Genomic DNA, 22,702 nt, shown 5'->3' with positions numbered 1-22,702 from the left:
CGTTGGTCGCCGCGCACGGTCAACCCATCGTCTGCACCTCCGGCTGGTAGGCGCCCAGGGTGTCGGTCTTGAACCCGTTCTGCACGGCCGCGAGTGCCGACCAGTCGATGTTCACGATCGACTGCCCGTCGCTCGAGGTGCCGGTTCCGTTGGTCGGCATGGTGAAGAACTCGACCTCCGGCTCGCGTACCGCGCGCAACTCCCACGCCAGCCCGGTCAGATAGGCGGAGGTGAGGCCTTCGTCCACCGCGAGGTAGGGCGTCACGGAGCTGACCAGGCTGGTCGTCTTCCCGACGTCGGCCAGCACCGACTTGTGCATGATCGCCACCAGCACCGCCTGGATGATGAGCTGCTGGTTGCGCACCCGCTGGAAGTCGCCGTCGGCGAAGGCGTACCGCTCCCGGGCGAACGCCATGGCTTCCGTGCCGTTCAGGTGCAGCGCGCCCTCCTGGAAGTAGTGCCCCTTCAGGTGGTAGGACTCGAATCCAATCGGGTTGCTGATGTCGACGCCGCCGAGCAGGTCGGTCACTCCCTTGAAACCGGCGAAGTCGACCACCGCGACATGGTCGATGCGCACGCCGAGCAGCGTCTCAACCGTCTGCACGGCCAGGGGCACTCCGCCCCAGGACAGCGCGGCGTTGATCTTCGCCGTGCCGTGCCCGGGAATCTCCAACCAGCTGTCCCGCAGGATCGACATGACGTACAGGTTCTTTCGGTCGGCCGGAACGTGCACGACCATGATGGTGTCGGAGCGTTCGCCACGGATGCCCGCCAGGTCGCGATCGGTGGCGCCACGGGTGTCCGAGCCGAGCAACAGGATGTTCTGGGCCGGTGTCGTCGGCGCGGCGACCGGCGCCGGGGTCGCCGCACCGGGTTCAGGGGTCGGTTGCACGGCCGTGGAGCCGGCGGCGGGCGCCGCCGGTGGGCGCACGGAATCCGCCGGGAAGGCGTTCGAGATCTTCTCGGTCTGGGTGTCGAAGGTGCGAATCAACGTGAACGCGTAGACGCCGCCGATCGACACGAGCAGCAGCACGACCGCCCCGAAGACACCCCAGGCGATTCGCCAGGGATGGCGTTTGCGGGCAACCGCGGCGGTCTCAGTCATGAGCCACCTCGGTGCGCCGGGCAGCGCAGTGGGCAGCAGGCCAGGAGCCGGCCGGCGGAGCGCAGGCGCGCCGGTCGGCTGGTGAGGATGGTTCGTCGCCCCACAAAATGGGTGTTTTCCGGCGCGACAATATGCAGGGCACGTTCGGCATTCGGGTTGCCTCCAGCTACCGCTCGGGTAAACGGTTAAGCGATCGTAGCGCCGTACCCCCTGAATGGGAATGGGCTATCGGACCGCAGGCACCGTTATCGGGCGAACAGGATCTCGCGCAAGCCCTACGGCGCGGATCAGACCGCGCCGGCCTCGAGCCTCGGGATCAGGGTCTCCAGGAACGCTGCGGTGTCTTCCCAACCGCCCACGGCGACGCATTCAACCCCGAGCACCTTCACCGGGTAGTCGTTGCCGTTCTCGTCGAGGCGGTCGCCGACGAAGAGCATCTCGTCGAGGGAGACTCCGGTGAGCGCGGCGAGCTTGTTCATGCCGTAGGCCTTGTCGATGCCGCGCCGGGTGATGTCCACCGAGGTGGAGCCGCCGGAGCGCACCTCGAGGTCGGGCAGCAGCGCCTGCACCGCTTCGCGAAGGGTGTTCTTCTTCTCCCCGCTCGGGTCCCAGGCGGTCTTCGCGGCGACCGGGGCAGCCTGGCCGAGCGCGGAGAAGGTGATCTGCGAGCCGCGGTCCTCGAGGATCGGGCCCCAGGTGTCGCTCTCCCAGTAGCCGAGCTCGCGGGCGGTGGCTTCGACCGCGATCAGCGCGCTGGCCTTCTCCGGGTCGGTGAGGAGCTCGGCGTAGATCTGGGTCCATGAACCCTCGATGTGGCGGTAGTACTGGGTGCCGCAGGTGGGCATCAGATGCAGCCCGGCGAGGGCCTCGTCGCTGACGTTGTCGAGGTTGTCGATCAGCTGCATGTGGAACTGGGCGATCTGGCCGCCGGAGATCACGCACACTTCGACTGCGCCGAGCAGGCGCACCATCAACGCCGCCATCCGGGGGTCGAGCGGAGACTTGGAGGCGGCGAGGGTGTCGTCGAGGTCGAAGGCCACGAGCCGGGGAAGGGAAGTCATGTCTGGTGGTTCCTTTATCAGGATCAGTGCGCCGGGAATCAGGCCGGCGCGGAGCGTCACCCATTCGCAACGTCACAAAAAACTCTACAGGCGACCGCTGGAAGCTTTCTCATCGAGACCGGGAGCACGCATCCGTCGGCCACTCGCGGCGGTTGAGCCGCTGACGCCGCACGCCGCACGCCGCACGCCGCACGCCGGGATGGAGTTTTTCGGGACACACCGTGTTCCCCGGCACGAGAAGCGGCGTGTCGCGAGTTCCTCCATCCTGACGCGCGAGCGAACGCGCGCGAGGCGAGTCTGGCGCGCAGGCGAACACGCGCGAGCGAAGCGAGCTACGCGCGAGCGAAGCGAGCCAGGCGCGCGAGACGAGCTACGCCGGCTACGCGAGTCCCGCCGGCAGAGGGCCGTCGGTCACGAGGTAGAGGCGCTGGGTGGCGCGGGTGAGCGCCACGTAGAGGGCGCCTACACCGCGAGAAGAGGATGCCACGATCGCGTTCGGATCGACCACGACCACCGCATCGAACTCGAGCCCCTTCGCGTCCTGCGGTGTGAGCAGCGCGACCTGCCGGGTGAGGCCGAGCGCGCCGAGGCCGACGGCGTCGCCGAACTCCGCGGTGAGGGCCGCGTTGACGGCGGCGAGGGATGCCTCGACCACGATCACCGCGAGGGTGCCGCCGGCATCCAGGGCGAGGTCGCGGCGCACGGCGGTGGCCGCATCCGTCACCGTTTCGATCGGCCAGTCGCTGGCCCGCACCGACCGGGCCGGGGTGATCGGCAGGTTGTACGCCAGCGCCATCGCCTCGGCCGCCTCCGCGATCTGGCTGGGCGTGCGGTAGTTCACGGTGAGCTCTTCGAGCCGCCAGCGGTCGGCCTCGAGGGAGGAGCCGAGCACGGGCCGGAGTGCGTCCTTCCAGCTCGTGGCCGCCGCCGCCGACGCCGCCTGGGCGATGTCGCCCACGATGGTGAACGAGCGCTGCGGGCCGCGGCGCAGCAGCAGGCGCCACTGCATCGGCGAGAGTTCCTGCGCTTCGTCGACGACGACGTGCCCGTAGGTCCAGGTGCGGTCGACGGCCGCGCGCTCGGCGGTGGTGGCGCGGTCGCCCAGCTCGGCGAAGTTGTCGGCGAGCGATTTGGCGTTCACGAGGCCTTTGACGGCCATGTTGGCGATGGCGGCCTCGGCGTTCTCGATGTCGCGCTTGCGCTGCTCCTTCTGCTCGCGCTTCTGCGCCGCGTCGACCACGTTGTACTCGCCGAGGTGCATGGCCGCCTCGTCGAGCAGCGGCACGTCGGCGATGGTGAACGGGGCGTTCCGCGGGCGGTGCAGCAGGGCGCGCTGCTCGGGCGAAAACCTGGGGGTGAGGGATGCCAACCACTCCGGGCGCGCGTAGAGGTCCTGCAGCAGCTTCTGGGGCGTGAGCGGCAGCCAGGCCGTGTTCAGGGCGACCCGCACGGCCTCCGCCGAGCGCAGGTCTTCCCGCAGCATGGGCAGGTCGCTCTCGTCCATCGAGGCGCCGCCGGCCTTGAGCGTGGCCAGCCACTCCCGCGACAGCGCGTTGAGCGCGTTCTTCACGAAGGTGGCCCTGGCCTCGTTGTGCGGCTTGCCGCTGGTCTGGGCGCGGTGAATGGCCTTCGCCATCAGCTCGGAGGTGAGGGTGACCCGGTCACCGTTCACCTCGAGCAACTGGTCCCGCTCGGGGATGCGCTGCCGGGAGCGCACGGCGCGCTCGATCACGCCGGCCATCGCGGTCTGGCCCTTGAGCGCGGCGACGGCCGGGGCACCCTCGTGGGTCGCGTCGACGCCCGGGAACAGCTGGCCGACGCTGGCGAGCACCACCCCGGTCTCGCCGAGCGAGGGCAGCACGGCCTCGATGTACTGCAGGAACGACGGCGACGGGCCCACGATGAGCACGCCGGAGTGCTTGAGCCGGTCGCGGTGCGTGTAGAGCAGGTAGGCGGCGCGGTGCAGCGCCACGGCGGTCTTGCCGGTGCCGGGGCCGCCCTGCACCACGAGCACCCCCTTGAGGTCGGAGCGGATGATGCGGTCCTGCTCGGCCTGGATGGTCGCCACGATGTCGGACATGTGCCCGGTGCGCTGCGCGGTGAGCGCGGCGAGCAGGGCGCCCTCGCCCTGGTGGTGGGTGGCCGCCTCCCCCTCGAGCAGCTCGGCGTCGAGGATCTCGTCCTCGATCCGGATGATGCTGCGCCCCTTGGAGAGCAGGTGGCGGCGGGCGCGGGCGCCGAGCGGTGTCGCGGCCGTGGCCTGGTAGAAGGCGCTGGCCTGCGGCACGCGCCAGTCGAGCAGGATCGGCTGCAGGTCTTCGTCGCGCAGCCCGACCCGGCCGATGTAACGGTAGATCGAGCTGTCGTCGTCATCGTCGTCTGTGCTCGGGGCCGTCTCCAGCCGGCCGAACGCCAGCCGGTCGTCGACCTCCCGAAGCTGCACGATGCGGTCCTCGTAGAGGCGCGCGAAGGTGTCGCGCTCGGAGCGCGCCTGGTGGTTGCCGCCCACGTTCAGCCGCCGCACCGCGGTCAGCTGCTGCTCGGCCTCACGCTGCAGCGCGTCCAGCCGCGCGTACAGCGTGGCCACATAGTTCTGTTCCCGCTGAAGCTCCAGGTCGACCACTCACACACCCCTTGAAATCCGACCTTTGAGTTTAGTCGATGCAGATGTACGCTCCCTCCGCGCCAACCGGTGGTTGAGCCTGTCGAAAGCACGGCGCGGGGGGAGGTGGGGGGGGTCTCGACAAGCTCGACCACCGGTGGAGCTCGACCGGCGGGGGTTGAGCTTGTCGAAACCACGGCGCGGGGGGTCTCGACAGGCTCGACCACCGGTGGCCTCGGGTCAGAACGGCGGCGGTTCGGCGGGCTCCGCCGGATCGACCGGCGGGGGCGGCGCTGGCACCCGGCGCGGCGGCGAGGGGCGGATGTCGACGGCCGGCTCGGTGCGGAAGTGCCGGCCGGTCGGCGACGTCCACTCGATGATGCCGCCCGGGAGCTGTTTCGCTGTCCACCCCGTCTCGCTTTTCAACCCATGATCGCCCGCACACACGGAAGCCAGATTCTCGTGCTCGGTGCAACCCTGAAACTGCCAGTCGAGGGTGTGATCGAGGTCGCACTCGTGCGCCGGACGATTACACCCCGGAAACCGACACGTTTCGTCACGAAGCTGCACATAACGCTTCAGATCCTTCGGGACCTTGTAACGGTCGCGGCCGACCGAGAGCACGACCCCGGTCTCGGGATGCGTCAGCAACCTGGTGAAGCTCGGCGCCCCCGCCGCAAGCCGCCTTGCCGTCTCCGGGTCGATCGGGCCGTACCCCGCGAGGTGGGCCGGCTCGTCGGAGAGGCCCATCAAGGTCAACACCGGCACCGTCACGTTCACCGTGGCCCGGATGCCTTTCGCGAGCCCGGCGGGGGTTACACCGTCGATCAGCAGGTCCTTGAGAACGTCCGCGCGCAATTGGGTGAGAGTGCGAGGCTCCTCGGGGCCCTGCAGGCTCAGCGCAGTCGTGGTGATCCGCCGATAGGCGGCATCGACCTGCTCCGCGGTGTCGTACCAGTAAAGCGACGCCATCCCGTCGGCCTCAGGCTCGACAGACACCTTCCGATCGGTGATCGACGTGTCGTGCCGGGCGGCGATCGTCTCGGGGTGCAGCCGCTCCCGCAGCATCCGCGCCTTCGTCTTCAGCTTCGACGCCGTCAGGTTCGCCGCCGACGGCAGCAAAGCCGCTTCGAACGCCGCCTTCGCATCGGCCGGCACAGACCACGCCTGGCCCATCAGGGTCTGCGCGTTCCGGTAGGAGATCTCCCCGCGGTGCAGAGCGGCCCGGGTGCCGGGAAGGTCGTCGGCGAGGGCCCGGCTCTCGGCGATCACGGTTTCGGCGGTGCGTTGCGGCACCAGGAGGGTGCAGGCCAACTCGCTGACGAATTCCCGCTCGGCGATCATCGATTCGTTCCAGCGCGACAGCGACGACGCACACGCGGCGGATGCGACAGTCATCGCCGCCGTCTCCTCACGAAAACGGCGGGCCTCGTCGATGAGCTCCGCACGCCGGGCGAAGGCCCGGGCGATGTCACGCTCGGCCTCCTTGATCGCGTCGAAACGCTCACCAAGGGCCTCCTGCCGGGCGTTCACGAGGATCGTCATACCGGTCACTTTACGACGACCCACCGACATCCGGCCGGCACCCAGGATATCGGTGGATAAGCTGATCAAATCGCATATGTGGAGGAAAACTACACCCCTCAATCCCGACCCGGACAGCCCCGAAACAGTGGATCGTTCACGCGGTCACAGACCCCAGAGAGAGCGTTCGGTTGTCCCGCGCGCGCCGCTCGGCCAGACTGACGGTATGCCCCCTGTTGACGACGCGTTCGCCGCCGTCTATTCGAAGTACCTGCCGGCGATCGGCGGTTTCCTTGCGCGCCGGGTCGAGCACCGCTTCGTGGAGGATCTCGCCGCAGACGTCTTCGCGATCGCTTGGCGCCGGCGCGCCACCGTGACCGCGGGCGAGGAGTTGCCGTGGCTCTACCGCATCGCGGCCAACCTCGTCGCGAATCACCGGCGCCAGCAGGCCACCGCGGCCTCGCTGCTGTTCGCGCTCCGGGCGACCGACACCGCGCCCTCCGCCGAGGACATCGCGATCACCGACCTCGCCCTGGCCGACGCATGGCGCCGGCTGCGCCCGCGCGACCGTGAGGTTCTCGCTCTGGCGGTGCTCGAGGACCTGCCCATCCCCGCCATCTCGACGTCGCTGGGTGTCAGCGCGAATGCGGTGAGCATCCGTTTGCACCGGGCGAAGAAGACGCTCGCGCGGCTGATGGACGGGCCAGACGACACCGCCCCGAAAGCCGGCCCAGCTTCGAAGGCTGACGCGGGTCCGAAAGCCGGCCCAGCCTCGAAGGCTGACCCGACCCCGAAAGTCGACACCGCCCCGGATGCCGACCCGACCGACAAAGACGAATCGGTCCCTTCTGAAAGATCGACCCCTCAGCCGACATAACCATTGCATGAGCACACATTCTGACGACCGCGACCCCGACGGTGTCACCGACGACAACGCAGACAGCAACGTCGACGCGCGACTGCGGCGAAGCCTCGGCGCCCAGGGCGCGGCCCCCGACCTGTCATCGGACCTCATCGCGAACGCCGCGACCCGGGAGGCACCCCGCCTCGTCAACCGCCAACGCCGCATCCAGGCCGCCGGCGGCATGACCCTCGCCGTGGCCGCGGTCACCGTGGGAGCGCTCGTGGTCTCGCTGCCGACCCAGCGCGCGCCACTCTTCCTCGCCGCGAGCAGCAGCAGCAACACCAGCGCACAGGGCGGCGGCGCAGCGAGCTCCAGCCTCAAAATGGGCGCGGATGCCGCCCCCAGCGACATGCGCATCGCCCAGTGGATCGACTACCGCTACGAAGCGGGCGCCGACCTCGGCACCGAAGCCAGCACCGGCTCGGTCTACCAACTGAAGCGCACGGGCACGGCGGAGTCGCGGCTCCGCGACGTCGCCGGGGCGCTCGGCGTCTCCGGCGAGGCGAAGAAGACCACCTACTCCGACCCGGCCTACCCCACCTGGATGGTCGGCCCGGAGGACGGCTCCGCGGCATCCGTCACCATCACCTGGGCGGGCACCGGCGACTGGTGGTACAACGACCCGACGGCCATGCCGCAGGTGGTCTGCGCCGCGGTGCCGCCTGCGGATGCCGCCGGTGGCCCTGCAATCGACGTGCTGCCCGTCTGCGAGGTGCCACCGGCCCCCGCCGGCGCAAGCAAGGCCCCAAGCGAGTCCGACGCACGAGCAGCGGCCCGCACCCTGTTCGGCAAGACCGGTCTCGACGTGGCGGCCGACCGCATCCGGGTGACGGCTGACCCCGGCCAGACGACGGCGACCACCAACCTCACGGTGGACGGCACCCAGACCGCCCTCGAATGGACCGTGGCGTGGGCGCCCTCCGGCAAGATCGCCTGGGCCTCCGGCCACTCCATCGACGTCGTCGACCGGGGCAGCTTCGGCACCATCTCGGCGACCGACGCGGTCAAGCGGCTCAGCGACTACCGCTGGTTCGGGGCCGCCGGCCCGGAGTTTCAGGGCGGAGTGCGACTGCTCGCCGCCGACATGCTCCGCTCAGCGGATGCGACGGGCTCGCCGGTCAGCCCCGACGCCCTCGTCGGCCCGGACACCCCCGTCACCACAGATGCGAACGGCGGCACCGCGACCGACCCGCAGGCTGGAGGGACGAAGCCCACGCCTCAGGGCGTCGACCCGCGGGACAACCCCATCATCGAGCCGGGCCCAGGCAAGACCGAGGAGCCGGTCGCCACACCGACCGCGGAGCCGGTGCCCGCACCGGCCCCGTCGGTGCCGCCGACGGCCGAACCTCTGCCCGAACCGACGGCCGAGCCCCAGCCGCTGCCCGAGAAGCCGAAGGTCGTCGTGGTGACGGTCGACGAGGCCACATCGACCCTGCTGATGATGTGGGACGCGGACGGCAACGCCTGGCTCGTTCCGGGCTTCGCGATGAAGCATCCCGACGGTTGGTGGAACACGATCGTCTCCCTCGAGGACGGTGTGATCCAGCTGCCGAAGCCGATCGAGATCGCCCCGCTCGACGGGACCGTCATCCGCAAGTAGGGCTGACGCGCCGGGTCGACGGGCTCGGCCACCGGGTCGAGCTCGACCACCGGCGGCAATGGGGAGGATGCCGTCCCACACCGACGCGTTCACAGTGGCGGCTTCGCGTCCCATGAACCCGATCAGTGTACTTGCCTTCGATCGCCACACCAGGCTCAATCATCGCTCCGGTGGTCGAGCCCGGCGAGACCCGGTCAGCGGGAGTGTGATGCGAAGCGCGCGAGCAACCCGACGACCGGGCGCTGCTGCTCGCCCTGCTGGGCGGCCAGAACGATCAAGACGGCCGTCACGGCGGGAGTAACCCACTGCATCACGCGCTGCCGGCGCTGAAGCGCGTCAAGCTCCGCCGACGTGCCTGCCGCGGCCTCGGTGGTTCCGTCGGTGGGCTCTCCGGCGTGCTCGGCCATCTTCTTGCCGAGGATGCCGGAGTACAGGGTTGTGCCTGCTGCCACGCCGGTGAGGGCAAGCTTCACAATCGTGTTCGCACGCCCTTCGGGTTGACCTGCCAGACGTGCCTTGTTGCCAAGGATCAGACCCGCACCACCCACGCCGTGGGCGACGAGCGCGGCCACCTGCACCGGCGCCCACCTCTTCCATCCTTCACTGGCCAGGGCCACCCGCTCCCGCGGGTTCTTCGCCGTCGCTGCGCTCCCGTTGAGGCCGACGGCCCCCATCAACGCGCCGCCGGACCACACGGCCAATCCCAGGTCGTGCAGGCTTCGAACAAAAGTATTGCGTCCAGTCATAGTGAACTCCTCATCGTTGCGATATCGTCCCGCACGGGAATGCGCGGCAGATACTCCTTATGACGGGGGCCGACGCCGATTTCTCATGCCCGGCATAGGTTGCACGGTGCCGTCACAGGACCTTCTCAGGGAGCCCCTCGCGAAATCCACTCGCCGCCGCGTGTCGCGACAGGTCGACCTGTTCCTGCTCGCCGGGCGGAATCGGCTCACGAACCGGGCGCGCCGGCAGCCATCACCGGGCTCAGTACCCGCGACGGGCCGTGCGGGCGTTCTTCGGCTGCCGACGCGCAGACCGCAGCTTCTGGAGCGCGGCCTTTCCCTGCGGACTGCGCAGGTACTTGGTGACCAGAGTCACGACGACAGGAAGGAATTTGAGCAAGCGGGCCATGGTGATCTCTTTTCGACTGCAATCAAGGGGTGCTGGGCACAGAAGGTGGCTGGGCCGGTTACCCTGCCCAGCCACGTTCTGTGTTGGTGATTCGTGCTGGTGTCCGGTGTTACTCCGCTGCCCGCGATTCGCGGAGCGTGCGGCCATCCGTGTCAGCGCCGGGGTCGACGAAGAGCTGGCCGACGGTGCCGATCTTGTCGCCATCGGCATCCGTGACCGTTGCGCCGAAGAGAGAGCCGAGGTTGCTCTTGTCAATCATGCGAGTTTCCTTTTCCCTTACCAGGCGTCCGAACGCGGGTGGGGTTGGTGAGCCGGCAGGCTAGCGCCCGAGCCCTTCACGGTCGACGCGACGGTGAAAGCGCATTCCCGCGAGGCCGCCGAGGATCGCGCCGGCGAGGCTGACTACCACGACGACGAGCGCCGTGATGATGCTGCCTGCGGTCAGGTTTCCCCCATTGAGCGGGATGCTGGGCAGGCTGTTCATGTTCTCCAGCACGTTGAGCTGGCTGCCGGCGATGGCGCCGATGATCGCGGTGACGAACGCGATGATGATGGCCCAGACCCAGACCGCGACGCCCTGCTTGGCACCGTCGAAGCGCGCCATCCGCCCGGCGACGTAGCCGCCGCAGAGGTAGGAAAGGAACACCACGACCGCGAGCGCGATCGCGCCGATCAGCGCAAGGGTGTCTGCGTTGTCGGCGGCGGCTCCGGCAGCTTGATCGGCCGAATCCGTTGAATTGAAACCGACGACCGTGCCGATGCCGGCGAACAGGGCGGTGAGGATGACGGCGGTGCCCGTGGCGGTGAGCCAGCCGAAGAATGCGGCTCCCCACTTGATCCCGCCGAAGCGGGCCTTCTCGCGGTTGACGACATCGTCGCGAACCGCGCGCCCGTTTTCAGTGCTCCCGGTTTCGGTGGGTACGGCGTTGCTGGTGGGCACGGCGGTGTTTACCGGCGCTGCGGTACTGGTGGGCGCTGCGGTACTGGTGGGCGCTGCGGTGTTCACCGGCGGGACGGTGTTCACCGGCACCGCGGTGTTCACCGGCACTGCGGCGATGGTTTCATCGCGATCGCGAGTATCGCGACTGCGATCGGAACGGGGTGAGTCGGATGTGACCATGGCAAGATCTCCTCAAATTGTGCAGGGTGTGGCGGTGGACAGCAAAGCGGTGGACAGCGAATCGTCGGCGACAGTGCCCGACAACTCGTCGAAAAAAGGCACGCCGGAAGCGAAGCTCACGGGGTCGGTTTCCGCAGAGATTCTCTTATGGTGTAGTCGTATCTCGGGGCGAGTCCGTCACACATCGGGGGCAATCAATCTCGCGGGCTGGACTTGCCGATGGACACCGACGTGGCCCCGCTCGAGCCGACTGTCACCGTGGTTGAAGCCCTGGCCAGCGGCACGGCCGTCGCTGCGCTTCTCTTTCGAGGCGATGATCGACCGCTACGAGGAGATTCTCGCCCACGTCGCGGTCACCCCGGCGGATCACGCTCACGATGATGTGCCCCGCTTGAAAGACCAGGATTGCGACGTTCGCGAGCGGCAGCAGATCTAGTTCTTCTTCAGCGTCCTGGCATGGTCGGCGACGAACTTCGTCTGTTCACGCGGCGGCCGGTCGGAATCGTTCGCGTCGGGACGCTCAGGGATACTCACCTTGTCCGGCAGCCGGTGCTCATAGGGAATCTGCGTGAGCAGGTGCTTGATTGCATTGATTCGGGATGCTCTCTTGTCGTCACTTTCGATCGACCACCATGGGGCGAAATCGAGGTCTGTGGCGTCGAACATGTCGTCTTTGGCTCGGGAGTAGTCCTCCCAGCGGGTGATCGAGAAGAGGTCAGTTTCGGAGAGCTTCCACCGACGCATCGGATCTTCCAGGCGAGAGCGAAACCTCTCCTCCTGCACAGTGTCTGAAACGGAGAACCAGAACTTGATCAGGATGATTCCCTCGTCGACCAGCATGCGCTCGACGAGGGGAACCTGCTCAAGGAACCTGTGGTACTGCTCGTCGGTGCAATATCCCATGACCCGCTCGACTCCGCCCCGGTTGTACCAGGAGCGGTCCATCAGAACGATTTCTCCGGCGGTGGGCAGCCGCTCGATGTAGCGCTGGAAGTACCACTGCCCCTTCTCCCGCTCGCTCGGCGTGGGGAGTGCGACCACTCGGGCGGCGCGCGGGTTCAGGTACTGCACGATTCGCTTGATGGCGCCGCCCTTCCCCGCCGCATCCCGACCCTCGAAAATGACAAGAACTCGCGCCCCGGTTTCGATGACCCACTGTTGCATTCCCACCAGCTCTGCCTGCAGCCGCTCCAGTTCCTTCTCGTACAGGGGCTTGGGAACGCGTTTCACGCTGCCCGACTTCTTCGATTTCGACACGAGAACCTTTCAGGGATCTATGGCGTTACCCGACACCCGGCGCGAACAGCTTCAGAGTGCAGGTGGGAGCCGTTTTGGTGCCGGCTCAGGTGTCCCGCGGGTGCGGGGGCCGTGCTTCGTGGTGCGGCAGTCCGTGACTGCGTCGATCTTCTTTCATTTCTGCTTCGTAAAGGTGCTTCTTGCCCTCGACCAGGGTCTGCCGCGCCTCTCGTTCCGCGTCGACGAATACGGCGTAGTAGTTGGTGTCGTAGTCCTCCACGATTTGGAAGGTCCAGCGGCCGTCGATCACATTTCTGCCGATCAGCGTCTGTTCCAGGCCGTCGGCAATGGCACCGTGGCCCGCGGCTCGCATCAGCTCCGCAGCCTCCCCAAGAGCGAGATCTGCCTTCCCGGTGAGGCGGTGAAACCCATAGAGAAGCCCGCGGGCGTGCTCGACGACTTCCAACGCTTCAGAAAGTCTGCCGAGCGCCTCGACCGTCTCATCGGAGACGTTCGCCGGCCTGCGGTGTGCCTGGTCGGGCGCATCCGGTGTGGTTATGTGCGTTCCTCCGTGGGTGTGCGGACCGGCCAGATCGGATTAGTGTAAACCTTCCTGTCGGAGATCCACCGCATCACCTACTGGTTGACGTCGACTGAACCCAGGGACGCCGCTCCTCCCGCATAGGCACGAGATCAACTGTCGAGGGCGGCTAGCTCCTCGAGCACCTGGCGTGCCCGCATCACCCGCGCCGTTTCGGGTTCCTCCCACCAATACGGGCCGCGCTCCCCCAGACCGTGTTTGGCCATTCCCACGCGTCGGCGCGCCAGCGCCACGGCTTGGTCATCTCCAGCCGCCTTGGCCGCGCGAACGCCCGATCTTCCCCGACCCAGCTGCGATTTCAGCTCGGTGACGACATCCTCGGGCAGGCACGGATCGGTGCGGCGCCACCGGCGACCGTTGATGACGAGCCACCGCTCCTCCTCCGAGCTTGCCGGCTTGTCGTGGGGCGCAGGTGTCATGACACCCTGGTCTAGCCGTAATTCCCGACAAAAGCCTGACTTTGGGCGACGTTGATGGGAACCGTTCAGGTCGGGCCTGCGTCACGCTACATTTTCTTCGAGATCGCCGACAGCATCCGACGGGTTCTGGGCATCTGAGGGCCGAGGCCGCCCCAACGTCATCGAGGACTGGGATCGTGTATTTGCCTTGCCGAGCTCGAGCATTTGGCGCTCGTTTGCGGAGAAAGCACCTTCGCCAGCGGCAGCCAAGGTGTTTTGTCCGCGTCTCAACCGCAGGTCCGCGTGTCGCCAGGACTTGCTACCGGGATTGGTTGATCTCACGACGATGGCCGACCTGGAGGACGAGCACGATCAGTTGCTCGTCGCGAATCTCGTAGACGATGCGATAGTCCCCAGTTCGAACTCGCCACTCTCCGGAGCCGCCGACGAGTTGAATCGCTCTGGGAGGTCGCGGCTCGCCCGCCAGTAGATCAATCGCGGCTTGCACGCGACGCCGCACCTGAGGGTCGAACTTGCGCAGTTGCCTTTCAGCGGCTGGCGCGATGCTCACCGTGCAGGTCATACGAGGCCGAGGTCTGCCTTCACTTCGTTCCACGGCGTCGGTTCGATCCTTGTGCGGCGCATCTCCTCGCGCGATTCCTCGGCACCACGGATGTCCGCCATGTCTTCCGCCAACTCGATCAGACGCTCCAAGTCGTCAGAGTCGATCACGGCCGCGACTCGTCGTCCCCGCCGCGACAGGAAGACCGGCTCGTGCTCGGTGCGGGCGCGGTCGATGATCGATGCAAGCTGGTCACGCGCATCCGAGACAGCGACAGATTTTGTGGACGACATGTACTAACTGTACGTATAGAGCACTCGATGTACAAGACGGACGACGAAGGAGGGAACCGATCCTTGGCGGCTCAGCGACTGCCGCTGGTTCGGGGTCGCCGGTTTGCTCGGAGGCCAGCACATCGACGCGATTGCCTCGTGCCCTCGTTCACGGACCAAGCAAGGCAAACGTGACCACCGCGACTCCGTCGCTTCGGCGATAGGCCGTGGTCCCGGTATCTACGACCACCATGTCGACCAGATCATCGCCCAAGTGCCTCCTGAGCCGCAGCAAGTGACGCACGTCATGGTCGTCGACTTGTCGAGCCAGTTTCACCCCAAACGCAACATTGGTGCGATCCCCACGATGAACGATGAAGTCCACCTCGCGGTCCACGTTGCCCGATCGGAACTGACTGACGCGCGACTCGTTGGCTTGCGCGTAGGTCTGAAGGCTGAGCGCGACCAGCGATTCAAAAAGCCGCCCGAGGACCGTGCCGTCTTGTGGGTCCAGCACCTCCATGGGCGCGGCGGACAGGAGCTTCTGTTCATCCACGCCCAAGAGCCGGGCCAAGACCGGATCGGCTCTACTTCACCGTTAGCCGAGTTTTCACTGCGCCTTTAGCCGCATTACTGCTGTATCTCTAGCCAGTCCGCCGGGTCTCGTCAGGCTCGACCCCCGGTGATTGAGCCTGCCGAAATCACGGGTCTGGACAAGCTCGACCACCGGGGCTACGGGCGGCCGAGGCCCTGGTAGGTCCAGCCGGCTGCTCGCCAGGCGGCGGCGTCGAGGGTGTTGCGGCCGTCGATGATGATGGGAACTCGCACCAGGCCGGCGGCCCAGACCGGGTCGATCTGCTTGAACTCGGCCCACTCGGTGACGAGCACCACCGCGTCGGCGCCGCGCAGGGTCTCCTCGACCGAGGTCGAGTAGGTGAGCTGCGGGTGCCGCAGCCGCGAGTTCTCGATGCCCTGCGGGTCGGTCGCCACGACATCGGCGCCCAGGCCGCGCAGCTGCACGGCCACGTCGAGCGCCGGCGAGTCGCGCACGTCGTCGGAGTGCGGCTTGAAACTGAGCCCGAGCACCGCGACCTTCGCGGTGTAGACCGGCTTGTCGAGCGCCTGCAGGGTCATCGCGACGACGCGCTGGCGCTGGCGCATGTTGATCGTGTCGACCTCTTTGAGGAAGGCGACCGAATCGCCCCGGCCGAGCTCCTCCGCGCGGGCGGTGAAGGCGCGGATGTCCTTGGGCAGGCAACCGCCGCCGAAACCCACTCCGGCGTTGAGGAACCGGCGGCCGATGCGGTTGTCGAAGCCGATCGCATCCGCCAACTCGGTGATGTTGGCGCCGGAGACATCGGCGATCTCGCTCATGGCGTTGATGAAGCTGATCTTGGTGGCCAGGAACGCGTTGGCGGCGACCTTGACGAGCTCTGCCGTGGCGTAGTCGGTGACGATCAGCGGCGTGTTCGCGGCCATGGCCGAGGCGTAGACCTCGTTGAGCAGAGCCGTGGCCTGCTCCCCCGCGTGACCGGACGGCACTCCGTAGACCAGTCGGTCGGGGCTGATCGTGTCTTTCACGGCGAAGCCCTCGCGGAGGAACTCGGGGTTCCAGGCCAGGGTCGCGCCCGTTCCGGAGCGCTCGATGACCTCGGCGAGGCGGGCGGCTGTTCCGACGGGAACCGTGCTCTTGCCCACGACCAGGTCGCCGACGGCGAGATGCGGCAACAGGGACTGCACGGCGGCGTCCACGTAGCTGAGGTCGGCGGCGTGGCTGCCGGCCTTCTGCGGGGTGCCGACGCCGATGAAGTGCACCTGGGCGCCCGCGGCATCCGCAATGTCGGTGCTGAACCGGAGCCGGCCGGAGGCGATGGCCGAGGTGAGGATCTCGGGCAGCCCCGGCTCGTAGAACGGCGGTTTGCCCGCGGCGAGCTGCTCGATCTTGCGAATGTCGATGTCGATGCCGATGACGTCGTGGCCGAGTTCGGCCATCGCCGACGCGTGCACGGCACCCAGGTAGCCGCAGCCGATCACGGAAATTCTCATGCGATGTTCTCCATCCATTCAGCCTACGGGCAGTCCGTGAACGGGACCTGTCCGCAGGCGGAAGGCCCCGAACGTGAGTTCAGGGCCTTCGATGGGGTGACGATTTGCTGCAGTCCGGCCGGTGTCGGGCAGCCTGGGCGACGGGCCGGTCAGTCGAGGATGAACTGCTTCGGGGTCGTCGCCTCGATGCCGTCCACGGTCACGGCCAGGTGGTACGAGGCGCCGCCGGCCGGGGCTGCCGGCCGGGAGTCGGAGTCGCAGGTGTCGGGGCTGGAGCGGATCCGGTCCCAAGTGACGGGGGTGGTCGAGCTCACCGGAACAGTGGGTTCCAGGGTGACGTCGGCGTCGCTGGGGTCGGTCTGGCAGTCCGTGGACTTCCAGTAGACATCCTTGCCACTGGAGATCGTGAACACCTGCTTCGCGGTGCCCGCGTTGATGACGCAGGGCGCCGAGCCGGTGTTGGTGATGCTGAGCGAGAGTTGCGGCATCGTGCCGGGCTCATAGGTGTCGGCGTCGGTGGTGGCCTCCACCTGCACCTGCGCCGGGTCGCACTTCGTCGGAGTCGCTGCCGGATCGGTGGCCGCGGCGGCGGGGGCATCCGTCGACGCGGTGGATGCCGGCGCCTTCGGCGTGCCGTCGGGCTGGCCGTTGCTGGAGCCGGGGCGCACGATGATGAGGATGATGATGACAAGCACGAAGAGCAGGCCGAGGCCTACTACGAGACGACGGCGCCAGTACACCTTGCTGGACTGGGGGCCGACCGGATGTTTGATCGTCGACATGGATCAAGGCTAACGACGTTCCCGCCCGCGGCCGGGAATGCCGAGCGTGTCGGTCGTCTTTGCCGGGTTCCCATCACGCAAAGGTCGGAACCGGGCCTGGATGGCACCGGTTCCGACCTCTGCACGGTTGGGCCTACTGGTCGTGACCGTCGTCGTCGTGGCCGTGCGGCGGCTTCGGGGTCTTCACCTTGTCAACCTTGATCTCGGACCAGCCGATCACGGCACCCGACGCATCCTGCACGACGATGTCGTGGTTGCCAGGACGGAGGTCGGCCGGGAGGGTCACCGTGACCGTGCCCTGCGCGTCCACGGTGAGCCAGCCGCCGAGGTTGACCGGCGTGGACCGCACCCAGGCCGAGACGAACTCGGCCGCGTGGGAGGCTCCGACCGAGATGGTCACGGTGTCCCCGGCGTGGTAGACCCGCTGGTCGGTGGCGATCGTGTTCTTCAGGGCCTTGGTCAGGGCGCGGGACGACGCCGGGGTCGGCGCGGCGGCGGGCGGCACCGGCACGTTGACCGTGACCGGGACTCGCACGATCGTGCCGGACTCCTTCGCCGTCAGCTCGAGCACGCCGGCTGCCGGGGCGTCGGCGGGCACGGTCACCGTGACCGCCGCGGTGCCTGCGGCATCCACCGCGACCGTGCCGAGGGTGGCGTTGCTGCCCGGCCAGAGCAGGGTCAGCTCGGTGTTCTTCGGCGCGCCGAGCGAGGTCAGGTTGAGGTCGCCGACCCTGAAGGTGACGGAGTCGCCGCGGCTGACCGGTGCGGTCGGCGCACCCGTGACACTCGCCTGGCGGGCGGCGAACGACGGGGTGACCGGGCTGCGGGCGGTGAGGTAACTGATCCACGCGTCCCGGTCGACGAGACCGGAGTCGCGCGTTCCCGTGCCGGCGAGGAAACCGCGGAAGTTGTCCCCGCCGGTGAGCAGGAAGTTGAACGACCCGACCCGGTAGGACTTCGCGGGGTCAATGGCGGCGCCGTTGATCCAGATGCCGGTGATCCGGTCGCCCTCGGCGCGGGTGGCGTCGAAGGTGTAGTTCACGTTGTCGGACAACCCGAGCTGCAGGTAGGGCCGGCTCGGCACGTTGCCGGCCGCGTCGCGCTGCCACTGCTGCTCGAGCACCGTCTTGAACTGGGCCCCGGTGAGGCTGGTCGTCCACAGGTTGTTCAGGAACGGCAGCACCGCGTTGGCCTCGGCGTAGGTGACGACGCCGTCCGGCGCCTGGCTGAGGTCGGCGCGCATGCCGCCGGGGTTGACGACGCCGATCTCGGCGCCGCCCTTGAGCGGGTCGGCGAGCGACTCGCGCAGCGAGTTGGCGACGAGGGTTCCCATCGCCGACGGGGCCGCACGGTTCTCGGCGCAGGGCGCGGTGCCGCCGGTGCAGGCGCGGGTCACGTCGGCGGTCACCGAGCCGATCGGCTGGTTGCCGATGACGGCGGCCTGGGCGAGCGCGGCATCCGTGATCGTCTTCACGGTGGCGACCCGCGGGTAGGCGGCGACCAGGGTGGCGTCGGCGGTCGTCGACCGCTTCACGTCCTGGTTCTTGACGGTGGTGGTGACGCCGGATGCCTTGTTGAAGTTGAGCACGACCTGGCCGATGTTCTCGCCGTAGCTGCCGGTCTGCAGCACCGGGCGGGTGACGCCCGCCGCGGCTCCGGGTACCTGGGCGTTCCACGCGTACTGCTTGTGGGTGTGGCCCGTGAAGATCGCGTCGACGTCGGCGGCGGTCTGGGTGACGATCTTCGCGAACGCGCTGTCGGTGACGGCGAGCTCCCGTTCGAGCGTGGCACCCTCGGGTGCGCCGGCCCCGGCACCCTCGTGGTATTCGGCGACGAGCACGTCGGCCTCACCGTTGGCCGGGTTGCCGTCGCTCAACTGCGCCGCGACCCGGTTCACCGCGGCGACCGGGTCGCCGAAGCTGAGGGTGGAGATGCCGTTGGGCGAGACGAGCGAGGGGGTCTCCTCGGTGACGGCGCCGATCACGCCCACCGTGACGCCGGAGACGTCGACGATCGTGTACTCCGGCAGGGCCGGGGTCTGGGTGCCCGCGAGGTAGACGTTGGCGCCGAGGTAGTCGAAGTCGGCGGCGTCGGTGACCCGGCCGGTGAGGTCGGCGAAGCCCTGGTCGAACTCGTGGTTGCCGACCGCGGAGGCCTTCAGCCCGAGGGCGTTCAGCACGTCGATGGTGGGCTTGTCCTTCTGCGACGCAGACGCGAAGAGCGAGGCGCCGATGTTGTCGCCGCTGGAGAGGAACAGGGTGGCCGCGTCACCGTACTCGGCGCGGAGCTGCTCGACGGTTCCGGCGAACTTGACCGTGTTCGCGTCGATCCGGCCGTGGAAGTCGTTGATGTTCAGCAGGTTGATGTTCACATCGGTGGGGCTGGCCAGCTTCACGCCGACGACCGCGGGGTCGTGATCGGAGGAACGGTACGGGTCGGCGCGGTAGAAGTCGGTGACGTTGTTGTTGTATCGGCTGTACTCGAGCGCGACGGACTCGACCGAGTTGATGTTCCAGACGTCCACGTCGGTGACGGCGGCATCCGCTTCGGCCGAGGCGAACACGTGGTCGAGGGAGCCGACGGCCCCACCGAACGCGTAGGTATACTCGCCGCTCTTGGCCTCCTGGCTGAGGTAGCCGGCGTCGGTGATGACCTTGATCGGGTCTTCCTTGTCGTAGGCGTTGAAGTCTCCGGTGAGGAAGACCCGCGTGATGCCGGCGTCGGTCTTGAGCTTGTCGGCGAAGCCGACGAGGGCGGTCGCCTGGTTGACCCGGGAGGCGTTCGAGGCACCCTGGCCGTCGCCGGTGTCGGCGTCGACGCCGGTGCCGGACCCCTTCGACTTGAAGTGGTTGACGATGGCGAGGAACGAGCTGCCGGTGTCGCCGACCAGCTGGAACGCCTGGGCGAGCGGCTGGCGGGCGTTGACGAAGGCCGGCGCGTCGAGGATGCTGGAGGCCCCGACGGTCTCGACGGCGTGCTTCTTGTAGATGAACGCGGTGCGGATCACGTCTTCGGAGGCGGGGAGCACGGCCGGTGAGGGCACGAACGCCCAGACCGGGCTGCCGGCGGCGGCGTTGAGCGCGTCGACCAGGGTGGACAGGGCGGCGTCGCGGTTCTGGCCGAACCGGGCCGAGTTCTCGATCTCCTCGAGCGAGACGACCTGGGCGCCGAGCGCGTTGATCGCCGAGACGATCTTGGCCTGCTGCCGTTCGAAGCTGACCTGGGTGGCCGCGCCGCGGGCGTCGCATCCGCTGTTCACGGTGATCGGCGTGCCGGCCCGGTCGGTGTAGTAGGTGCAGCCGGTGAGCGAGTCTCCGGTGGTCGGGAAGTAGTTGAGCACGTTGAAGGTGGCCAGGCGGATGTCGCCGCCCACCTCGCGCGGCGCGGCCGTGCGGGTGTCGGCGAAGGTGGCCGGCTGCACGGTGGCGGCCGTGGCCGGCACGAGCTCGGCGGTCGGCTGGAACTTCCAGGCGCTGTTGCGGAAGTCGAGGATGACCGGCCGGGTGAAGGTGACGGCCGCGCCGACGCGCACCGGGGCATCCGTCGACAGGTACGGGACAGGCTTGGCCTTGTTCGCGGCGGCCAGGTAGTTGGTGGTGGCACCGTCGTCGAGGGTCACCGCCCTGGCCTTGTTGTCGGCGACGGCGGCGGTGTACTCGGCCGTGCCGGGGCGGGCCACGGCGGTCGGCGTGACGAGCGCGGTGGTGCCGGCGGCGAGGCCGATCTCGCCGTACTGGTTGGTCGAGTAGTTGTTGGTGACGGTGAAGTCGCCGGCCGGGGCAAGGAGCATGCCCTCGAGGGCTTCGCGGGCGGCGGCCTCACGCTGCAGGGCGACGGTGGCCGGCTGCGGCGGCACGATGCCGGCCGGATCGAGCGGGGCGAGGTCGGTGAGGGCTGGGACGCTCAGCTGGGTCAGGCCGAAGTACTCGCTGACGGCGCCGGTGACGGAGAGGAAGTCGCCGACGGCCACCGTGGTGGCCAGGGTGCCGGTGTAGACGAAGATGCCGTCGGAGGCCGGGTGGGAGGCCGGGTCGAGGGCGCCGCCGGTGCCGGGCGTCTGCAGGTAGAAGCCCTTGAAGCCGCCGGCCGGGTAGGCGGCGGTGACGACCCCGGAGGTGGTCACGGTGCTGCCGGCCCTGGGGCTCACGTCGGTCGTGCCCTGGATCTCGCTGATCGGCAGGGCGTCGGCCGGGGTGGGCGTGGGGGTCGGCGTCGGGGTGGGGGTCGGCGTCGGCGTCGGGGTCGGCGTCGGGGTCGGCGTCGGGGTGGGCGTCGGGGTCGGGGTGGACGCCGCGTTCATCGGGGTCGGCGCGGCGGCGGTGAAGTCGGCCGCGTTGGCGTCGGTGTCGACCTGGCCGGTGCGGGCGAGCGAGGTGGTGACGGATGCGGCGGGGGCGGCCGCGGTCTCGAAGGTGTTGGAGCTGCCGTAGCCGAGCAGGTCGATGATCCCCGGCGTGCCGACGAGCGAGCCGGTGGCCGGCATGGTCAGCGCGGTGGCCTGGCCGGCGAGGAAGAGCGTTCCGCCGCCGGCGGCGAAGGAGAAGGCGAGGGAGGCGTCGGGGGCCGGCAGCGCGGCGCCGTTGGCGGCGTTCGAGTTGCCCTGCACGAGGAAGTAGCCCCTGGCCGGGATCTGGCCGGTCAGCGCGAGCACGCCGGTCGGGTTCGCGGCCCCGGTGGCGGAGCGGTACTGGAGCGAGGTTCCGTCGAGGGTGACCGGGGCATCCGTGGGGTTGTAGAGCTCGACGAACTTGTTCAGGTAGCTCGCCCCCGCGCTGCCACCGTTGAGGTACGCCTCGTTGATGATGACGCCGGTGCCGGCCGTGCTCGCCTGCGCCGGGAGGGCGAAGAGCGGAGCGGCGACGAGGCTCACTCCCAGCAGTGCGGCGCCGGCCAGGCGCAACCGGCTTCGAGGTGCAGATGACATTGTTCTCCCCATTCATCGACCGGAAGCGGTCAAGGCCAAGATAGGGAAGCCCGGCGACAAATGGCAGACCAAACGGTGAACGGTTCGTGCGGCACCGGCGTGTCGCTCGGATGAGCAGGATCGGCCGGAATTACCCCCACATGAGCGGCACCCGAACGGGTAACCTGTGCGCCGACCGTGCCGGATCAGACCAGCCGCTTGACCATCCGGGTGTTTCCGAGGGTGTTCGGCTTCACCCGGGCGAGGTCGAGGAACTCGGCGACCCCCTCGTCGTGGGAGCGCACCAACTCGGCGTAGACGAGCGGGTCGACCGTCTCCGAGCCCATGTCGGTGAAGCCGTGCCGGCTGAAGAACGGCACCTCGAACGTGAGGCAGAAGAGGCGGGTCAGGCCGAGCTCGCGGGCATCCGCTTCGAGCCGGTCGATCAGGGCGTGGCCGACGCCGCGGCCGAGCCGGTCGGCGGTGACGGCCAGGGTGCGCACCTCGCCGAGGTCCTCCCACATCACGTGCAGGGCGCCGCAGCCGATCAGGTTGCCGTCGGCGTCTTCGACCACCCTGAACTCCTGCACGGCCTCGTAGAAGACCACGCTCTCCTTGCCGAGCAGGATGCGCTCCTGCACGAGCGGCGCGACCAGCGCCTGGATGCGCGGCACGTCGCTTGTGCGCGCCCGGCGCACCGAATACTCCTGCATGTGGCGCTTACCGGCCCTTCCTCGCGTGGCTAATTCAGGAAAACCGTTCCAGTCTACGGAAGTCGCCCCCGGTTTTCCGGGGGTGCGGCGGCGGGCCCGGCCGGATCTCCTGAGTTAGCCACCCTCCCACCTCGCCCTC

The 22,702-nt window shown here is 68.4% G+C and carries 21 protein-coding genes; 3 read left to right on the top strand and 18 right to left on the bottom strand.

Features of this window, described 5'->3' with window-relative positions:
* Nucleotides 1-19 precede the first annotated feature (19 nt).
* From E3O32_RS16545 to E3O32_RS16525, 4 genes are all read right to left on the bottom strand, one after another.
* Nucleotides 20-1,105, bottom strand: coding sequence for an LCP family protein (locus E3O32_RS16545; protein WP_134510937.1), 1,086 nt, complete (start codon nucleotides 1,103-1,105; stop codon nucleotides 20-22).
* Nucleotides 1,106-1,392: 287 nt separating this feature from the next.
* Complete coding sequence (locus E3O32_RS16540) at nucleotides 1,393-2,166, bottom strand: HAD-IIB family hydrolase (protein WP_134510936.1); 774 nt, start codon at nucleotides 2,164-2,166, stop codon at nucleotides 1,393-1,395.
* A gap of 379 nt (nucleotides 2,167-2,545) precedes the next feature.
* Nucleotides 2,546-4,789 carry a HelD family protein gene (locus E3O32_RS16535; RefSeq protein WP_134510935.1) on the bottom strand — a complete coding sequence of 748 codons (2,244 nt, stop codon included), beginning with the start codon at nucleotides 4,787-4,789 and terminating at the stop codon, nucleotides 2,546-2,548.
* Nucleotides 4,790-5,008: 219 nt separating this feature from the next.
* Complete coding sequence (locus E3O32_RS16525) at nucleotides 5,009-6,313, bottom strand: HNH endonuclease signature motif containing protein (protein WP_166790889.1); 1,305 nt, start codon at nucleotides 6,311-6,313, stop codon at nucleotides 5,009-5,011.
* Between the two features lie 205 nt (nucleotides 6,314-6,518).
* On the opposite strand from E3O32_RS16525, the gene E3O32_RS16520 reads away from it, so the two are divergent.
* Entirely contained in the window at nucleotides 6,519-7,169 is a 651-nt protein-coding gene (locus tag E3O32_RS16520) for an RNA polymerase sigma factor (protein WP_166790888.1), read from the top strand.
* A gap of 7 nt (nucleotides 7,170-7,176) precedes the next feature.
* Nucleotides 7,177-8,796, top strand: coding sequence for a hypothetical protein (locus E3O32_RS16515; protein ID WP_134510931.1), 1,620 nt, complete (start codon nucleotides 7,177-7,179; stop codon nucleotides 8,794-8,796).
* A gap of 194 nt (nucleotides 8,797-8,990) precedes the next feature.
* On the opposite strand, the gene E3O32_RS16510 is transcribed toward E3O32_RS16515, so the two are convergent.
* The 4 genes from E3O32_RS16510 to E3O32_RS16505 form a co-directional block, all read right to left on the bottom strand.
* Nucleotides 8,991-9,542, bottom strand: coding sequence for a hypothetical protein (locus E3O32_RS16510; RefSeq protein ID WP_134510930.1), 552 nt, complete (start codon nucleotides 9,540-9,542; stop codon nucleotides 8,991-8,993).
* A gap of 241 nt (nucleotides 9,543-9,783) precedes the next feature.
* The gene (locus E3O32_RS17365) at nucleotides 9,784-9,930 is read right to left on the bottom strand and encodes a hypothetical protein (RefSeq protein ID WP_166788628.1); all 147 of its coding nucleotides are present in this window, start codon (nucleotides 9,928-9,930) and stop codon (nucleotides 9,784-9,786) included.
* 109 nt (nucleotides 9,931-10,039) lie between these two features.
* The gene (locus E3O32_RS17360; protein WP_166790887.1) at nucleotides 10,040-10,189 is read right to left on the bottom strand and encodes a hypothetical protein; all 150 of its coding nucleotides are present in this window, start codon (nucleotides 10,187-10,189) and stop codon (nucleotides 10,040-10,042) included.
* 60 nt (nucleotides 10,190-10,249) lie between these two features.
* Nucleotides 10,250-10,870 carry a hypothetical protein gene (locus tag E3O32_RS16505; RefSeq protein WP_241975068.1) on the bottom strand — a complete coding sequence of 207 codons (621 nt, stop codon included), beginning with the start codon at nucleotides 10,868-10,870 and terminating at the stop codon, nucleotides 10,250-10,252.
* On the opposite strand from E3O32_RS16505, the gene E3O32_RS16500 reads away from it, so the two are divergent.
* A complete protein-coding gene (locus E3O32_RS16500; RefSeq protein ID WP_166790884.1) occupies nucleotides 10,863-11,486 on the top strand; it encodes a hypothetical protein in 624 nt (207 codons plus the stop codon). The genes E3O32_RS16505 and E3O32_RS16500 overlap by 8 nt on opposite strands.
* Here the strand turns inward: E3O32_RS16500 and ppk2 are convergent.
* The 10 genes from ppk2 to E3O32_RS16450 form a co-directional block, all read right to left on the bottom strand.
* Nucleotides 11,483-12,307, bottom strand: coding sequence for a polyphosphate kinase 2 (ppk2, locus tag E3O32_RS16495; protein ID WP_134510928.1), 825 nt, complete (start codon nucleotides 12,305-12,307; stop codon nucleotides 11,483-11,485). The two genes, E3O32_RS16500 and ppk2, sit on opposite strands and share 4 nt — an antisense overlap.
* Before the next feature lie 85 nt (nucleotides 12,308-12,392).
* Nucleotides 12,393-12,845, bottom strand: a complete 453-nt coding sequence (locus tag E3O32_RS16490; protein WP_134510927.1) for a hypothetical protein — start codon at nucleotides 12,843-12,845, stop codon at nucleotides 12,393-12,395.
* Between the two features lie 134 nt (nucleotides 12,846-12,979).
* Complete coding sequence (locus tag E3O32_RS16485; protein ID WP_134510926.1) at nucleotides 12,980-13,306, bottom strand: biopolymer transporter Tol; 327 nt, start codon at nucleotides 13,304-13,306, stop codon at nucleotides 12,980-12,982.
* A gap of 298 nt (nucleotides 13,307-13,604) precedes the next feature.
* Nucleotides 13,605-13,856 (bottom strand): type II toxin-antitoxin system RelE family toxin, encoded by a 252-nt coding sequence (locus E3O32_RS16480; RefSeq protein ID WP_338145207.1) that lies wholly within the window; start codon nucleotides 13,854-13,856, stop codon nucleotides 13,605-13,607.
* An 8-nt stretch (nucleotides 13,857-13,864) separates the two neighbouring features.
* A complete protein-coding gene (locus E3O32_RS16475; protein WP_134510924.1) occupies nucleotides 13,865-14,140 on the bottom strand; it encodes a type II toxin-antitoxin system Phd/YefM family antitoxin in 276 nt (91 codons plus the stop codon).
* Between the two features lie 148 nt (nucleotides 14,141-14,288).
* Nucleotides 14,289-14,681: a DUF4143 domain-containing protein gene (locus E3O32_RS16470; protein ID WP_255455531.1), complete on the bottom strand. Its 393-nt coding sequence runs from the start codon at nucleotides 14,679-14,681 to the stop codon at nucleotides 14,289-14,291.
* Between the two features lie 170 nt (nucleotides 14,682-14,851).
* Complete coding sequence (locus E3O32_RS16465; RefSeq protein WP_134510922.1) at nucleotides 14,852-16,165, bottom strand: UDP-glucose dehydrogenase family protein; 1,314 nt, start codon at nucleotides 16,163-16,165, stop codon at nucleotides 14,852-14,854.
* Nucleotides 16,166-16,314: 149 nt separating this feature from the next.
* Nucleotides 16,315-16,947, bottom strand: a complete 633-nt coding sequence (locus E3O32_RS16460; RefSeq protein WP_134510921.1) for a hypothetical protein — start codon at nucleotides 16,945-16,947, stop codon at nucleotides 16,315-16,317.
* 133 nt (nucleotides 16,948-17,080) lie between these two features.
* Nucleotides 17,081-21,871, bottom strand: a complete 4,791-nt coding sequence (locus E3O32_RS16455; protein ID WP_134510920.1) for an ExeM/NucH family extracellular endonuclease — start codon at nucleotides 21,869-21,871, stop codon at nucleotides 17,081-17,083.
* 185 nt (nucleotides 21,872-22,056) lie between these two features.
* Nucleotides 22,057-22,563: an amino-acid N-acetyltransferase gene (locus E3O32_RS16450; RefSeq protein ID WP_134510919.1), complete on the bottom strand. Its 507-nt coding sequence runs from the start codon at nucleotides 22,561-22,563 to the stop codon at nucleotides 22,057-22,059.
* Between the last annotated feature and the right edge of the window lie 139 nt (nucleotides 22,564-22,702).

The sequence above is a fragment of the Cryobacterium mannosilyticum genome, from assembly GCF_004402705.1.
Classification (GTDB): Bacteria; Actinomycetota; Actinomycetes; order Actinomycetales; family Microbacteriaceae; genus Cryobacterium; species Cryobacterium mannosilyticum.
The sequence above is the reverse complement of the archived record's forward strand: the minus strand, read 5'-3'. Positions and strand labels throughout refer to the sequence as shown.

Coding starts and splice junctions, on each gene's coding strand:
- E3O32_RS16475 (WP_134510924.1), bottom strand. CDS start 14,140: ATGTCGTCCACAAAATCTGTCGCTGTCTCGGATGCGCGTGACCAGCTT.
- E3O32_RS16465 (WP_134510922.1), bottom strand. CDS start 16,165: ATGAGAATTTCCGTGATCGGCTGCGGCTACCTGGGTGCCGTGCACGCG.
- E3O32_RS16450 (WP_134510919.1), bottom strand. CDS start 22,563: ATGCAGGAGTATTCGGTGCGCCGGGCGCGCACAAGCGACGTGCCGCGC.
- E3O32_RS16525 (WP_166790889.1), bottom strand. CDS start 6,313: ATGACGATCCTCGTGAACGCCCGGCAGGAGGCCCTTGGTGAGCGTTTC.
- E3O32_RS16455 (WP_134510920.1), bottom strand. CDS start 21,871: ATGTCATCTGCACCTCGAAGCCGGTTGCGCCTGGCCGGCGCCGCACTG.
- E3O32_RS16515 (WP_134510931.1), top strand. CDS start 7,177: ATGAGCACACATTCTGACGACCGCGACCCCGACGGTGTCACCGACGAC.
- E3O32_RS16485 (WP_134510926.1), bottom strand. CDS start 13,306: ATGACACCTGCGCCCCACGACAAGCCGGCAAGCTCGGAGGAGGAGCGG.
- E3O32_RS17360 (WP_166790887.1), bottom strand. CDS start 10,189: ATGATTGACAAGAGCAACCTCGGCTCTCTCTTCGGCGCAACGGTCACG.
- E3O32_RS16520 (WP_166790888.1), top strand. CDS start 6,519: ATGCCCCCTGTTGACGACGCGTTCGCCGCCGTCTATTCGAAGTACCTG.
- E3O32_RS16460 (WP_134510921.1), bottom strand. CDS start 16,947: ATGTCGACGATCAAACATCCGGTCGGCCCCCAGTCCAGCAAGGTGTAC.
- E3O32_RS16510 (WP_134510930.1), bottom strand. CDS start 9,542: ATGACTGGACGCAATACTTTTGTTCGAAGCCTGCACGACCTGGGATTG.
- E3O32_RS16540 (WP_134510936.1), bottom strand. CDS start 2,166: ATGACTTCCCTTCCCCGGCTCGTGGCCTTCGACCTCGACGACACCCTC.
- E3O32_RS17365 (WP_166788628.1), bottom strand. CDS start 9,930: ATGGCCCGCTTGCTCAAATTCCTTCCTGTCGTCGTGACTCTGGTCACC.
- E3O32_RS16545 (WP_134510937.1), bottom strand. CDS start 1,105: ATGACTGAGACCGCCGCGGTTGCCCGCAAACGCCATCCCTGGCGAATC.